The sequence below is a fragment of the Pirellulales bacterium genome (genome assembly GCA_036490175.1).
Lineage (GTDB): Bacteria > Planctomycetota > Planctomycetia > Pirellulales > JACPPG01 > JACPPG01.
In genome coordinates, this window is record DASXEJ010000363.1 from 21,123 (window position 1) to 35,000 (window position 13,878).

Annotated in this window: 13 protein-coding genes; 4 read left to right on the forward strand and 9 right to left on the reverse strand. The window is 61.3% G+C overall.

The window, feature by feature from the left end:
* Window positions 1-263: 263 nt before the first annotated feature.
* Both VGG64_28085 and VGG64_28090 read right to left on the reverse strand, forming a co-directional pair.
* Window positions 264-1,310 (reverse strand): PfkB family carbohydrate kinase, encoded by a 1,047-nt coding sequence (locus tag VGG64_28085; protein ID HEY1603495.1) that lies wholly within the window; start codon window positions 1,308-1,310, stop codon window positions 264-266.
* Entirely contained in the window at window positions 1,307-2,137 is an 831-nt protein-coding gene (locus VGG64_28090) for an HAD family hydrolase (protein ID HEY1603496.1), read from the reverse strand. Before VGG64_28090 ends, VGG64_28085 begins: the two co-directional genes overlap by 4 nt.
* Window positions 2,138-2,608: 471 nt before the next feature.
* Between VGG64_28090 and VGG64_28095 the strand changes: the two genes are divergently transcribed.
* Window positions 2,609-3,535 carry a hypothetical protein gene (locus VGG64_28095; GenBank protein ID HEY1603497.1) on the forward strand — a complete coding sequence of 309 codons (927 nt, stop codon included), beginning with the start codon at window positions 2,609-2,611 and terminating at the stop codon, window positions 3,533-3,535.
* Window positions 3,536-3,564: 29 nt separating this feature from the next.
* Window positions 3,565-5,319 carry a lipopolysaccharide kinase InaA family protein gene (locus VGG64_28100; GenBank protein ID HEY1603498.1) on the forward strand — a complete coding sequence of 585 codons (1,755 nt, stop codon included), beginning with the start codon at window positions 3,565-3,567 and terminating at the stop codon, window positions 5,317-5,319.
* Window positions 5,320-5,364: 45 nt separating this feature from the next.
* Here VGG64_28100 and VGG64_28105 read toward each other — a convergent pair whose 3' ends face one another.
* The gene (locus VGG64_28105; GenBank protein ID HEY1603499.1) at window positions 5,365-6,939 is read right to left on the reverse strand and encodes an amidohydrolase family protein; all 1,575 of its coding nucleotides are present in this window, start codon (window positions 6,937-6,939) and stop codon (window positions 5,365-5,367) included.
* Window positions 6,940-7,204: 265 nt separating this feature from the next.
* Between VGG64_28105 and VGG64_28110 the strand changes: the two genes are divergently transcribed.
* A complete protein-coding gene (locus tag VGG64_28110; protein ID HEY1603500.1) occupies window positions 7,205-8,173 on the forward strand; it encodes a hypothetical protein in 969 nt (322 codons plus the stop codon).
* Between the two features lie 186 nt (window positions 8,174-8,359).
* Here the strand turns inward: VGG64_28110 and VGG64_28115 are convergent, their stop codons facing one another.
* From VGG64_28115 to VGG64_28135, 5 genes are all read right to left on the reverse strand, one after another.
* Window positions 8,360-8,650 (reverse strand): twin-arginine translocase TatA/TatE family subunit, encoded by a 291-nt coding sequence (locus VGG64_28115; GenBank protein HEY1603501.1) that lies wholly within the window; start codon window positions 8,648-8,650, stop codon window positions 8,360-8,362.
* Between the two features lie 74 nt (window positions 8,651-8,724).
* Window positions 8,725-8,925, reverse strand: coding sequence for a twin-arginine translocase TatA/TatE family subunit (locus VGG64_28120; protein HEY1603502.1), 201 nt, complete (start codon window positions 8,923-8,925; stop codon window positions 8,725-8,727).
* Between the two features lie 213 nt (window positions 8,926-9,138).
* On the reverse strand, window positions 9,139-11,091 hold the full coding sequence (locus VGG64_28125) for a hypothetical protein (protein HEY1603503.1): 1,953 nt from the start codon (window positions 11,089-11,091) through the stop codon (window positions 9,139-9,141).
* Between the two features lie 4 nt (window positions 11,092-11,095).
* Window positions 11,096-11,515: a biopolymer transporter ExbD gene (locus tag VGG64_28130; GenBank protein ID HEY1603504.1), complete on the reverse strand. Its 420-nt coding sequence runs from the start codon at window positions 11,513-11,515 to the stop codon at window positions 11,096-11,098.
* A gap of 66 nt (window positions 11,516-11,581) precedes the next feature.
* Complete coding sequence (locus VGG64_28135; protein ID HEY1603505.1) at window positions 11,582-12,439, reverse strand: MotA/TolQ/ExbB proton channel family protein; 858 nt, start codon at window positions 12,437-12,439, stop codon at window positions 11,582-11,584.
* Window positions 12,440-12,527: 88 nt separating this feature from the next.
* On the opposite strand from VGG64_28135, the gene VGG64_28140 reads away from it, so the two are divergent.
* Window positions 12,528-12,833 (forward strand): hypothetical protein, encoded by a 306-nt coding sequence (locus tag VGG64_28140; GenBank protein ID HEY1603506.1) that lies wholly within the window; start codon window positions 12,528-12,530, stop codon window positions 12,831-12,833.
* Between the two features lie 197 nt (window positions 12,834-13,030).
* Here VGG64_28140 and VGG64_28145 read toward each other — a convergent pair whose 3' ends face one another.
* On the reverse strand, window positions 13,031-13,612 hold the full coding sequence (locus tag VGG64_28145; GenBank protein HEY1603507.1) for a hypothetical protein: 582 nt from the start codon (window positions 13,610-13,612) through the stop codon (window positions 13,031-13,033).
* Window positions 13,613-13,878 lie beyond the last annotated feature (266 nt).

Below are 13,878 nucleotides of genomic sequence, written 5' to 3' on the forward strand. Positions count from 1 at the left end.
ATCCCTCTATCGGACGATGGTAGGACCGCCAAGGCGAATCGTCAACGTACCTGCATGGCTGGCGGGGGGGATGACGCCCGATGTGTGGCATCGTTAAAGAAAGAGCACCTGCAATCGTCCAAATAGTAGGTCACGTATGAGATCGACCTGCCAAGTTCCATACAGGAGCGTGTAATTGCTCGGACTAGCACAAGACGTTATGTGCGTGCGGTTTGCGAATCGGTAGCCGCGGCTTGCCGACAAACGCCGTCGCGGCGCGGGGGCTAGCCAGCACGGTTGACTTGATGCCACCGCTCCAAGACCTGAGTGGGCGTGGCCGTTCCTGTGGTGCCGAGCTGCTGGACCGTGATCGACGCCACAAGGTTGCCGACGACTGCCGCCTCTAAACGAGTGGCGCCCGCCAAAAGGGCGGAAACGATGCCTGCCGTGGCGCTGTCTCCGGCGCCCACGATATCGACCGGACCTGAGGCCGGATAGCCGGGGGCCAGAACTGTCGCTCCGGCCGGCTCTGTCACCAGAATTCCGCGCTCGCCCACCGTGCAATACAACGGGCAGCCTGTCAATTGTGCGAAATCGCGCGCCGCAGCGGCCGGATCCTCGGTCGCTGCATTCGCGGCGCGTCCGAGCGCCGCCAGACACTCGTGTACATTGGGCTTGAGCGTCCCACAACGGAATTGCGCGATGTGCGCGCGGCTGTCGATGAAGATCAGCTTGGCGGGGTCGCCCGCGGCAAGTTCGGCCAATCGATCGCGCATCGCCGGGCCGACGACTCCCCAACCCTGTTCGTTGACTTGATCGAGCACGATCAGACCATCCGTTTTTGCGAAGACGGCTGCCAGCTCGTCGAATAAGCGATCTTGTGTAGGGCTGGAAAGCTGATCACAGTTTCGCAGATCGATCCGATTCAACTCCTGCCAGGCACCGTCAACGGTACGACGCAGGGGCTTGGTATAGGTTGGCGTCAGACGATCGGGGTCTTGGATGATATGGGCCGTGTCGACGGGCATCCGTCCCAAGGCCTGTAACAGGTCGTAGGCCTGGCCGTCGGCGCCCAGGACCGTTACCGGCGCGAGTCGCCCGACGCCGAGCGCCGTCAGATTGTTCATGACGGTGCCCAGGGCGCCTGGGCTGTTTCGCACGCGCGTGATCTGATAGGCCTCGAGCCCGGTCTCGATCGACATCTCGTGCATGCCAGGATCGATTTCCAGATATCGATCGAGGAATAGATCGCCGACCAGGCCGATCGTCAATTTTGGCAGCGTTGCCAGCAGCGATTCGAGACGCGCGAGCGTTATCAAGAGTTCGCTCACAGTCCTAGCAGGGCGAGCAGTTGGTCCTGCTGGCGGTAGTCGCCGACGATAATATCGGCGCCGGCGCGAATCAGGCGCTCGCGCTTCCACTGATTGATTCCTTGGCGTGCTTCCTCGTCGCTGGCCACGCCGATCGCCACGCCGCCGGCGCGACGCGTCTCTTCGATTTCCACGAAGCCATCGCCGAACGCCAACAATTGGTGCCCTTGCACGTTCATGTCCTTGATGATGTGCTCGATGATCATGGCCTTGGAGAAGCTACGGAAATCGTCGAGAGCACCGTAGATGTGGTCGCCGAAAAACTCTTCCAGGCCCAAGACCGCCACCTCGTCGCGCACGTATTTCAAGTCTGTGCCCGAAGCAAGATAAAGTTTCAATCCGCGATCGCGCAGTTGTTCAAGTAGCCGGCGCGACCCGGGTACGGTCATTTCTTCGGCGGTGGCGCGACCCTCTTTCAGAGCGGCCACGCGTCCCCCCACTTGCTCCCACAGCAGGTCGTGGTATTGGTGCTTGTAGGCCAACGGCTCGCGCGGTTCTCCTCCCCGGGCACGCACTTCGTCGGCCAATTGCATCATCTGATAGATGGTCTGCTTGCCGTTGAGCCGCATGACGAAGTCTTCGACGTGCGCGTGCAATTGCTCGCGCGGCTCAGAAGTGCCTGTCTCGACCAGCATGTCGACCATCATGGGGATCATCACTGCCTGCCAGTTGCGACGGATCAGCGACAAAGTGCCGTCGAAGTCGAACATGGCCGCACGGAATTCACCGCGGGGAAAATCAGGACGCAAGACCTCGATCTCAGACGCGGAAACGGCAGGGTTCGACATGCGGTCGCTACTCTCTCTGGAGACTCTCCGCTGCGGGCAGCGGCAGGAAAATAGGGGGGAATAATCGTCCGCGGCGGATGGCACCGGACGACGATTAGCGACCTGCCGCTAGGAAACACGCAGTTTAGCTAAACGGAATCCGCCGGCAAGGCGTCACCCCGGAGGGCGCCATCATGGCCGTCGCCGTCAAGGTAACTGTGCCTGCCGCAAGGCATTAGCCAGGATTCTGGACCGCTGTTCGGCGACCGGTGCCGCGTGCTGCTCGTGCGAGGTACGCGCCGCGAATGTTTCCGACTGGGGAGAATTAACGTCCTGGCGCGACCCTAACGCGGGTCGGCGGTTCCTTGCTATGCCGTGAAGCATTAAAGTTGGCTTGCCGCCCACCTCGGGGAGGGATACTGTAAAGTTAGTGGGTTGCAACACGCAGCCGGGAATCGGCGGCCCCGGTTTATTTCGCTTAGGTCGACAACCATGAATCCGGCAGATGTACGTCTCGACCATCTCGGTTTTCCTATTCCACCGACGTTTCCGGGGGCGATGCCCCCCGATGCGACGCCGCCGAAGTTAGGCCGTGGCGTCTTCACGATTCGCGTTCTGTTGGTGGTAGTTGCCGTATTTGCAGGTGCGATGGCGCTTGTTCGCGCCGAGCTTGTCGACCCGTTTGGCAAGACGGTTGCCGAATGGTTGGCAAGTCACGCCGACCTGAAATACGACAGTGACGATCTGGACGGTGCCGAGCGAGATCTCGACCGCGCACTGGCTTGGAGCGATAGATCGCCCGCCATTTTTGCGTTGCGCGGCCAGGTGCGACTTGAAAAGGGAAATCTGCAAGGCAGTCTGGCCGACTTCAACAAGCTAGTTGGCCTGATCCCCAATTCGAGTCAAGCATACGTCCTGCGCTCGGCGGCCCTGCAACGCTTAGAGCGACATGACGACGCGATCCGCGATATGTCGCAGGCGGTGTCGCTGCGCAGGTCGACCGATCCCCGATTATTAAACGGCCGCGCCTACACGCGGGCGATTGCCGGCAAAGAGTTGGCCGAGGCGCTGGAAGACATCAAGGAGGCACTAGCGATCGAAGGCGAGAACTCGCATTACTTGGATACGCAAGGCTACATTCGTTTTCTCCAGGGAGATTGCGAGGCGGCGCTTGTCGATCTCAACAAGGCATTGGATCTCGCTGACACTGGTGCGCCGTGGCGTGCCCTGTTTGTCGATAACGACCCGGTACGGCAACGTATCTTCGCCCGCAGGAGACGCATGCGCGATCACGATTTGGCCGTAATGTTTCATCACCGTGGCCAGATCTACGAGAAGCTCGGCGACTCGATCAAGGCAGCCGCCGACCTGCAGCAAGGGGACGAATTAGGCTACAATCCGGCCGCGGGCGTTTATTGACAATTCCGGTCTTATGCTGGCGGTGATTCATGGAAGGATCACAAGTGGCCGTAAAGGTAGTCGATGCCGAGCCCTCGATGGCAGCCCTGGCCGAGGGGGCAGCGGACGGCGTCCGCTGGAGCGTGGCGACGGCCTGGGACGAGATCCTGATCGGACCCCAAGGGCTTCGTCTGGACGAATGGCTCGTTCAGGGGCGTGTACACGTCGTCAAGCATGCCTCGCATCGTACGGTTTATCGCGTCGACCTGCCGCACCGCACGTTCTTTCTCAAGCACTATCGGGTGCTCGCGTTCTTGAATGCCACGACGCATCTGCTGCGCGGTAGCGCGGCGCGGCGCGAGTTTCGCAATGCACTCGAAGTTCGTCGGCGGCACGTTCCCACGGTAACGCCGATAGCACTCGGCGAACATTACCGGGGCGGGCTGGTGCGCGACAGCTATTTCGTCAGCGAAGCCATTCCCGATTCGTGTACCTTGGAGGGATACGCCGACGATCGCCTGCCAAAGCTTTCGCCACGTGACCAGGCAAGACTTAGATTGCGCATCGGGCTCGCGCTGGCGCGACTGTGCGCGGTAGCGCATCGAGAGGGGGTTTATCACACCGACTTTCATCGCGGCAACGTGCTCGTGGGACTCGATACGCTCGATCCCAGCCGCGCCACGGATGATCTGCCGGATTTGCATCTGATCGACCTTCCGAAGATGTGGTTTTCCGGGCCGCTCTCTTGGGCGCAAAGTCGCGACAGCCTGGCCATGTTCGCCGCGGCGTGGCTCGACCGTTCGTCGCGCACCGAGCGGTGGCGATTCTGGAAAGCCTATTTGGCCGGTCGCCCAGAACTGGAGATTTCAGATCCGGTCACGGCCGCCAACGAGGTCGTGCGCCGCAGTCGCGCGCATGCGCAGCGGATCTTTCGCGATCGGGACAAGCGCTCGTTGCGCACGAATCGCGACTTCTGTCGCATCCGCTCGGCCGAGGGCGCCTGCTATTCGGTTCGTGACTTGGCACGCGCCGATCTGCTGGCCGTGCTGAAGCAGCCGGACGCGCCTCTTACGGCAGCGGGTTCCGAGATTATTAAAGAAAGCGACGTCAGTTCCGTCGCGAAAACGTCGTTCCTGTTGGATGGTCGTCCTACGGCGGCCGCGTTTAAGCGCGCCTGCTATCAATCGTGGCGCAAAGCGGTGCTCTCGCTGTTTCGTCGCAGCCGCTCGTTGCGCGCCTGGCATCTGGGACATGCGCTCCGCGAGCGCGGAATCGACGCGGCACGGCCGCTTCTTGTTTGTGAGCCGCGCACGGGCTGGCTGCAGTGGGAAAGTTACCTGGCCACCCAGTGGATCGACGGCGATCATCTGCACGATTACGCCCGCCGCATTGCCGCGCTTGGAGCAGTCGATTGCCGCCAAGGGACGCGTTCTACGGCGGTAATTCTGGGGAGAATGCTGGGGCGGATGCACGCCTGGAACGTGGGGCATCGCGACCTGAAAGCGCAGAATCTCATGCTGGCCGAGCAAGGGGGCCGCCTGCACGCGTTCTTGATCGACCTGGATGGTGTGCGCCTGGTCGGACGACTCTCAGAGCAGCGAAGAGCCCGCAACCTGGCGAGATTGGCCACCAGCATGGAAGCGCATCCGTGGTTGACGCGTTCCGACAAATTGCGTTTCTTGCGGGCCTACCTGGCCGTGGCCCCGCTCGAGCAACATACCTGGAAATGGTTCTGGCGGCGCGCCGCCGAACGCAGCCAATTGCTCACCAGCCAAATGCGCGCCAGCGGTCGCGAAATTCTCTAGCCAAGTCGGCAGATCTGCCGTTCCGATTTTAGGAAAACGAACGCTTCATTCGCGGTAGCGCAGCGCGCGGCCTGGCAGCGGACCTGCGAAACGCTCGATCGGCACACCATCGGCCACGATCGACGTGCCGTTGACCAATACGTGCTGGATGCCGATGGCATTTTGTTGCGGTTCTGCAAAGGTGGCGCGGTCCGTGATCGCGTCGGCGTCAAATAGTACCAGGTCGGCAAAGGCACCCAGTTGAACACGCCCGCGATCGGTCAAGCCAAACCGATCGGCCGGAATCGAGGTCATCTTGCGCACGGCCTCTTCCAACGTAAAAAGCCGCCGCTCGCGGACCAGGGGACCCAGCAGTCGCGCGGCCGATCCGTGCTGCCGCGGATGCGTCATCGCGTCTGGAAAATAAATGCCGTCGCTTCCAAGCATGAAGCACGGATGCGCCAAGAAGGGCTCGACCAAGCGGTCGTCGCCCAGGTGCCAGACACAGGTCACGGCAAGATTCTCTTCGATCAATAGATCGCACAACGCGTCGGCCGCAGGGCGGCCAACCGAGTTGATGTAATCCGCTAACGACAGGCCGCGCCAATGCTGATTGTCGACGGTTCCTAGCCAGGCGATGCGAATATTTTCAAATCCGACGGCGCTGTCGGCCAACGATGTGGCAAAGCGGCGGCGGAAGGTCGGATCAGCAAGCTTCGCCAGCGCGCCCAGTGGTCCGTCTTCCCACACTTCGTAGGGGAGCAATGCGTTTAGCATCGAGCTGCCCGGCAGGTAGGGATAAATATCGAACGAAAAGTCGACTTCGTTCATGGCCGTGGTATCGATGTAGCGGAGCAGTTCGTCCGTTTCGCGGGGGCTGGTGCCCTTGAGGTGCGAGATGTGAACCGCGACCTTGGCGCGGCGGCCGATTTCCACAGCTTCGCGCACGCCGGCGAGCGTGCCGCGCTTGTAGCGGACGTGTGTGACGAATACGCCTGCCCGCGCGGAGCTGGCCGCGATGACCTCGACCAATTCGTCGGTTTCGGCAAAACATTGAGCGATGTAGTCCATGCCCGTCGAAACGCCGGTGGCCCCCTCGTCCATGCCGCGGCGCACCTCGTACCGCATGCGGCGCAGCTGACTGTCATCAGGTCGAGTTCGCCCCCAGCCCATTGTCAGCACGCGAACGTTGGCATACGGAACCTGTGCCACAACATTCTGCACGGTGCGGCCGTCGAGCAGCGCCAGGTAATCGGCAATCGACTGCCATCCGCAATAGTCGTGCTGGACGAGCCCGTTGAGCGAGCGCAAGTAATACAGCCACTGCGGAGCGAGTTCCGGGGTCAGGGGCGCGTACGAGATGCCGTCGGACATCAGCACCTCGGTCGTGAAGCCTTGCAGCGTCTTCGAGACGAAGTGCGGTGTTTTCAGCAACCAACCATCGGAGTGGTTGTGGACGTCGACGAATCCCGGTGCTACGACGAGCCCGCGCGCGTCGATGACTTGGGCAGCGGCGGCGGCAGGCAACGCGTCCACGGCCACGATCCTGTCGCCGCGCACGGCGACGTCGGCCGCGACCCGCGCCGCGCCTGTACCGTCGATCACGGTGCCGCCGCGTACAAGCAAATCAAAGTCAGCCATAGTTGCCATCGTGCTAGCAGGAATAGCGAGGGATATCGTTCGACACAGGTTAACTCCCGGTCCGCAGCCAAGACAAGCGCTAGCAATGCTTGTACAGAGTGTCGCCTGACAAGGTACGAAATCTATGGTCACGGCGTCGTCGTGGCGAGATGCGCTATTGGGCCATGCCATGTTTGAACCGGTCCGCCACCAAAGTCCGATAAGGCCAAGAGTCCACACTTATTGCTCGTGCCACTCGCGGGCACGTCGTCTAGGAGCCTCGGCTATGAAAATCAGGCGAATGTTGGCGGGTTGGTTGCTTGCCGCGAGTGGCGTTATGGTGGCCGACGTGAGGCCGATTCATGCCGCGCCGATTGTCCCCGGCACGGGACAAAAGGTTGACGCCGTGGGGGACGACTTCGAAGATCCCGAGTGGGCTTACATCCCCAACAACCCCAAAAGCAGCATCGACCTGGACAAGGTTTCGCGGCTGCCGGCCGGCCGTTCGAGCAATGGACGCTGGCGCGAGAATCTGGATCGCGGCCACCCTGACATCGTCAAACGCGTCCCGACGCCCGAAGGGGGCCTGGCGGGCAGCGAATGGTCGCTGCTGATGGCTTCGAAGGCCACCGGCATTCCTGGCCATCCAACGCGCAAGGGAGAGCAAGACGATCTGTTCCTGAACGTCAATCCGCGGCTTGGCCATTATGTTCCCGTATCGCAGGGACCGAGTATTGTGACGCGCGTCTATCTTGCCCCGTTCGAAGAGTGGGAAGAACGGACCGGATCGTCTTTCGCCATGCGAGCTACGCTGCGCGGATCGAAGCCAGACAAAAACGAGACCGAACCTTACTGGCCGGGCATTTTCGTGAACTACAAGCGACCGGCCGATCGGCGCAAGAACGAAGCCGCGGCTTCGTGGGTAGTCCGCGCATCAAACCCGGGAGGCGACTATCGCGTGGCCCCGATCAACGAGGCCGGCTGGTGGACGCTCGGCATGTCGTTCACCGGCGACGGAATGGTCCACTATTACATCCGCCAGGGCGTTGATGATCTAACGTCGTCAGACCGGGTGGCGTCTCAACACCCCTACAATTTTCAGGCCTTGTACTTTATCGATGTCTTCTATGACATCTTTGGCTCGAACGACAATCAGCATTGGACCACCGGCTGGATCATTGATGATCCGGCGGTCTACCTGGCCAATCCCCCACGCGTGCAACATGCCAATCGCGCGCAGCGCAAGCCGCGCTAACGCGGGTGGAAAAGGAGCGCGTGCCGCACAGCCCTGAGGGAGCTTCGCCAGCAATGCCTGCGCGCCGAGGCCGATTGGGCTAAGCACCGGGCCGATAGCGCGCGTCCTCGTGTCCGGCTTAGCGATTTCGCCTAGCCCAACAGGTTCGCGCCAGTGAAGCGAAGCGAATCCAGGAACCTGGCCGCGCTACGCGCCGACCGTGTTCTCGTTGGTGGGCTCGCTCGTCGAGGGTTCGCTAGTAGGCGGCACGAACTTGGGTGCCGTCGCTTCGTCGCGATCGTCCGCCGGCGCGTAGTTCGTCACACGGCTTGAGTGCGACGACGCGGTGTTCACCTCGTCCTCGATGCCGTGCAGACCCTTCTTGAATTCGGTCATGCTCTTGCCCATCGAACGTGCCACGCTGGGCAGCCGGCTGCCAAACAGCAACACCGCCACGGCACCGACGATCATGATTTCGACCGGACTTAAGCCAAACATCGCGAGTTCCTCTTAATCAGGACCTGTTTATGCTTGTGCCTCACGGCGCGCCAGACCGCGCCGTGTGCTACGACCTATTTCTTTGCCTGCGTTACCGTGGGAGGGGCAGTCCCTTCGGTATCGTCTTCGATACCTTGCACGCCCTTTTTGAACTCCACCACACTACGCCCCATAGAGCGCATCAGGCTGGGAAGCCGATTGCCGAACAGCAAGAGGATCACAGCGCCAACAATCAGGGCCTCGGTGGGACCGATACCGAACGCGAGGAGATGCATACGATCCTCTTTCGAGACCCGGCGGGCGACTGTGCCACCGGTCGCCGTGGGGCAAGTGGGCATACGAGGCGGGACTTCCGGAACACTGCACCGTTATTCTTGCGCAGGGCTCCGCGAGGGCATAACTGCCCTACAGACCTAATTTTACTGGCGCGCCGAGGGCAGTCAAACGAAAAGGGGGCTTGCCCGCCGGTCGTTTCCCTGGCTGGCCTGCTACTTTGCCGACTTTTCCCGCCCCGCCGTCGCCGTATAGAGCGGCAGATAACGGTAATAGACCTCGAGGCATAAGGCCCCCAATGAAGTCGAAAAGACGCGTCCGCCATAGCCGCCCCAGAGAGAATCGGGGTCCCAGCTGCCGGTTGCCTCACCATCGGCCCGTTGGCTGTGGGTTAGCGCCGTGCTGATGGCCTCGTTCCATTTGGCCCAGGCGGGGCCTTGCATCTGAAACATGGCCAGTGTGCCGTAGTACCAATAATAGAAGTTGGGCGGACCTTGCCCGGGCAAGGCGGTCTGCAAGTACTCGCGGGCTTCGTCACCGGCGCCTGTGAGCGACAAGTGAAAAAATTCACGGCATACCAAAGCTTCGGCCGTCATGGGTTGGGTGGGCCGTTCCTCGGGCCGGTAAGATGCCAACCCGCCGCGCGTGCCTGAGGAAACGCTGTTCAGATAGCGAACAATTCCCTGTCGCGTGTGTTCGGGAATCGCAATGCCCGACAACTCGGCGCTTTTCAACGACATCAACTGCCAGCCAAGTTGGCTGGTGTCGCCCCGCTCGCGTGGGTAAGGAGGCTTGTAACGCCACCCGCCGCTGGCGGGGTTTTGTGCCGCGACAGTGTAGGCAATCGCACGGTGCAACGGGCGCGACAGCCGTGCGTCACCCGTCATGGCATATGCTTCGCCCAGGGCCAGCGTTGCCATGCCGTGGCAGTACATAAACGCATAGATCTCTGCGGCGCCTGCCAGATTGCCGTCGCCCGCTTGCGAACCGATCAGATAGTCGAGGCCGCGCTCGATGGTTTTAGCGTACGGGCCGGTCTGATGGGTGTGGCCGGCCCCGAGAAATGCCAATAGTGCCAGGCCTGTTATCCCTGTGTCCGCTTGGGTCCCGGCATTCTTCCGGTCTTGGCCGAGAGTCCTGGTTTCGCGTCCGGCACCATGATTGCTGGCGTCCCAGCGACCGTCGGTGTCCTGATGTTTGACCAGCCAGTCAATCGCGGAATTCACGGCGGCCTCGGTTTGCGCCGATCCTCCGTAGCCTTCTGCGATGCGTAGACGATTAGGCGCCACCCGCTCGCGATACATCTCGGGGATCGTGTGCTGGCCCGTTGAGTTCTTGTCCACGTTCCCGGCAACGACCGGATTCTGATTTGCCTCTGTATTGGGAGTGCGCGCGCGCACGGCTACCAATACCCCCGCGTCAGATCGATCTATCGGCGCAAGCTCGGTCGTGTTCGGCAGGGATTCGGCCGCGGCGGGTTTCTCGTCCGGCGTCGCGGAAGGATCGTTATTCGCCGACGTCGTCTGGCTGACAAGTTTCGCCAGGCTGTCGCTCGTGGGCGTGGTTGCCTGCGCAGAAATCTGTCGATCGGAATGGTCTTTTTCGTCAGATGATGGCGCCGGGGGCGGCTCGACGGTTGCCGTCTGAATTGACTGAGGCAGTGGGGGCTCCGGTTCCGCTGCGTTGGCGGCTTCTGTGTTCTCGGGCATTTGTGCGAGGGCGTCGGCCGTCGGCGCGTCGATCGGGGCTTCCATCGACGTCGGTAGAGGCTTCTCGACGGACGGCAAATCGGCTAGTTCAGGATCCAGCGGAATCGCGGCGGCGTCCACTTCCCACGGCGCCGATTCTTTACCGCCGTCTTTTCCATCCAACGTCCCCTTGGCATCGAACGAGTCATGCCCGTCGACGGCTGTCACGCGAATTGCCGTCCCGTGTCCATGCCCGGGATGCATCCGTACGACGTGGATCGTGGTCGCATAGGCGACGAACAGCAGGTGAGCAAAGAGCGACAAGACCACGCATTTTCGCAGCGGCTGCTGGTGACCCCAACGCGTGCGCATCAATACGATCAGGGCCACGCTCAGTACGGCCATGCCAGACCATACGAGCGCGATAATTACGCGTGGACTGACCAGCACGTCGATGAAGCTTTGCCACAGAGCCGCCATGAGATCACTTCCGTTTCTCGTCGGCTTTGACCGAGATGGCCAGTTCGGCAATACCGGCCTGCTTGCACGCGTTCAACACTTCGGCGATGCGTTGAAACTGTCCGGAACCATCGCCGCGTACCAGCACGCCCGTATCGGCATACTGGCTATGTGCGTGAGTGAGTTGCGAGGTGAGTTCCGCCAGAGAGACGGCTTTGCCATCGATCGTGATATCACCGTCGCGATAAACGTTCACGACGCACCGTTCTGGCGCGCTGGCGAGTGCTCCGTGGTCGCTGACCTTGGGCACTTCCAGGGCGATCTTGCGCTCGATCTCGGCGAACCGCGTGCCCACCATGAAAAAGATGATCAACAGGAACACGACGTCGATCATCGACGTCAGGTTCAGATTGGGCATTTCCTCGACTTGCGTTTTCAACGGCATATCGGTCGGCGTCCTTGTGGCGGACTGCCACGAGTAACTTTCGCGCGGGCGGTGTATGGGCAGCCCTTAGGCAGCTTCGCGACGCAGTCGCGGGGCGCGCGGCTTGGCTTCTTCGGCAACCGCTTCGGCCGAGATCTCGTGTACCAACTCTTGACCTACTGCGTCGATTTCGACGACCAATTTATCGATGCGCCCGAGGAAAAACAGGTAGGCCGCCAGCGACGGTATGGCGACCGTCAGCCCGCCGGCCGTCGAGAGCAGGGCTTCGCTGATGCCTCCCGCGAGCAACTCTTGCTTGCCCATGGCGTCGCTGGCTGCGATCTGATTGAACGAATGGATCATGCCGAATACGGTTCCTTGGAGTCCCAGCAGTGGCGAGATCGTGGCGATGGCGTTGAGCACGCGCAGATAGCGGCGCAAGCCGTTGACCGCCCGTTCGCCCCCATCCATGAGCGCCTGCTCGATCTCTACCTCTGGTCGGCCCCACTTCCGCACGCCGTGTTCAAGGACTTTGGCCACAGGGCTGCCGTTCTCCTCGCATAGCACGATCGCCTGTTCGCGATCCAGCTCCCCCTCGTGCAAGCGATGCATAAACCGCTTGACGAACGGCCGAGGGATCACCCGTCCCGTGCGCAGGGCAATGGCGCGCTCGAACGTGAACACCAGCGCGATAAACGAGCAACAGAGGATGGGGATCATCAAGACGCCGCCGGCCTTGACGATCGAAAACAGGTTCTTTTCCGAGAAGCCGGCGCTCGGCGCATCGGTATGCGCGGCCGTCGCTGGGGGCTCGTTGGAAGTGTTCTGGCCACCGGACGACGATTGCGCGGAAGTCGGCCGCGAGAGGACGATCGGCAAAACGAATCCGGCCACGGCCACGAGCGCCGCCAGGCGTAGATACAGTTTAGGAGGAGAGGCACGCATGGATTGAGTCCTGGAATTATAGATCAGAGCAATCTGACGGATTGCTCGCGATCGTTCCGCTGCACAATGATGCCGAAGCGAGGGGGGCGTGTTCGTCGACCGTCTGACCAGTCGCCGTCCGACCGCCTGCGGCGCCAGCAACGCGGCCTGTCAGACGCTGGGCCATGCCAGTGCGATACGATCGCTGGCGATCGAATTCGGCACGACCTGTGCGGAACGTCTCGACGCGCCGTTGTGCTGCCAACGTAAAGTGCTGCCGCGAGTACGACGTGTCCGCGTGGTGGAAACAGGCACGGTCACTGCCGCGATCATCGCTATACGCAGTAAGACGTGCGCGACGCCGAAGCATCGCCAAGCCGTTGCGCAAGTGTCGATCGTGCGCCGCGGGCATTAGAAACCGGCTGTCAGCATCGTCGGTGCGAGTCGCCGCGGTCAGCCCTACGGCTCGCGCCTGCGCGCACCATGCCGCTATGACCAGTTGTGCTTGCATGGCAACCTTCTCTCATGAACCAGGTGCCTCGCCCGCGGCGTTAACACGATTTCAACTTGCTTACTAAGGCGGAGACTTCGCACGCTCGTTCGGCCGTGCGTTTAGGGAATGCCTAGTCCCTCGTCGTCTACGTTGCCGACCATGTGCAAGTGGTTGTGATCGATGTACACGACTTCGCGTGCATCCTGATCGACGTTGGTATACGGCACAGGCCAACCGTTGCGTGTCGTATCGCTGTAATAGACTGTGCATTTGTACTGGGCGTGGTGATGCCGCGCCGGGCCAATCAAGGGATATACACGGGGCGGATCGGTGTAGTCCGCGATCGGCTCGATGGTCATGCGGACATTGTTGCGCTGCTTTTCATACAAAAGCGGCACGTTGCCCGAGACCGGATGGATTTTCTCCAAGGCCCGCATTACTTCGTCGGGACTGGGAGGATCGAGCGAGATCGGGTCGTCGGCGCCGGTAATCGGTCCCAAGATGGGCACACGCTCGTAACGCTCGTGGACCCAGAACTTGTCTTCCTGCCGCTTCTGCGTGTAGGGACTGATCGGTGCCGGCCACGGGAACATCCACAGCGGCCCATATGTCGTGGACAATGGCCACGCGCAGCCGACGGCGCTGCACACCGGCAATGCCATGACGAGGATTAAGAGTTGCTTCACGCGTCGAATAGCCATGGACAGTCCCCCTCGAATAACGGCGAGCCGACATCCCCATGCCGGTCGTTGAACATCTCATTCAGCAGGCCGCGAGCGAGCTGGCGCTATTGAATCGCGCAGGAAACTCGCTGGCTGTGGTTCTTATCGTGTGAAACTGTATCGAACTTGCGGGTTTTTCCGGTTGTATCAAGGAATTCGACACGGCGATCGGCATGTGAGACCGAAGCCAGGCATTGCATCTCGGCTGGTCATGTTCTGGGGCACAGTTGAGGTCGACGATCTGA

Excerpts from the sequence above, each read along its gene's own strand:
- VGG64_28090 (HEY1603496.1), bottom strand. The coding sequence starts at position 2,137 with ATGTCGAACCCTGCCGTTTCCGCGTCTGAGATCGAGGTCTTGCGTCCT.
- VGG64_28095 (HEY1603497.1), top strand. The coding sequence starts at position 2,609 with ATGAATCCGGCAGATGTACGTCTCGACCATCTCGGTTTTCCTATTCCA.
- VGG64_28100 (HEY1603498.1), top strand. The coding sequence starts at position 3,565 with ATGGAAGGATCACAAGTGGCCGTAAAGGTAGTCGATGCCGAGCCCTCG.
- VGG64_28105 (HEY1603499.1), bottom strand. The coding sequence starts at position 6,939 with ATGGCTGACTTTGATTTGCTTGTACGCGGCGGCACCGTGATCGACGGT.
- VGG64_28110 (HEY1603500.1), top strand. The coding sequence starts at position 7,205 with ATGAAAATCAGGCGAATGTTGGCGGGTTGGTTGCTTGCCGCGAGTGGC.
- VGG64_28115 (HEY1603501.1), bottom strand. The coding sequence starts at position 8,650 with ATGTTTGGCTTAAGTCCGGTCGAAATCATGATCGTCGGTGCCGTGGCG.
- VGG64_28120 (HEY1603502.1), bottom strand. The coding sequence starts at position 8,925 with ATGCATCTCCTCGCGTTCGGTATCGGTCCCACCGAGGCCCTGATTGTT.
- VGG64_28125 (HEY1603503.1), bottom strand. The coding sequence starts at position 11,091 with ATGGCGGCTCTGTGGCAAAGCTTCATCGACGTGCTGGTCAGTCCACGC.
- VGG64_28130 (HEY1603504.1), bottom strand. The coding sequence starts at position 11,515 with ATGCCGTTGAAAACGCAAGTCGAGGAAATGCCCAATCTGAACCTGACG.
- VGG64_28135 (HEY1603505.1), bottom strand. The coding sequence starts at position 12,439 with ATGCGTGCCTCTCCTCCTAAACTGTATCTACGCCTGGCGGCGCTCGTG.
- VGG64_28145 (HEY1603507.1), bottom strand. The coding sequence starts at position 13,612 with ATGGCTATTCGACGCGTGAAGCAACTCTTAATCCTCGTCATGGCATTG.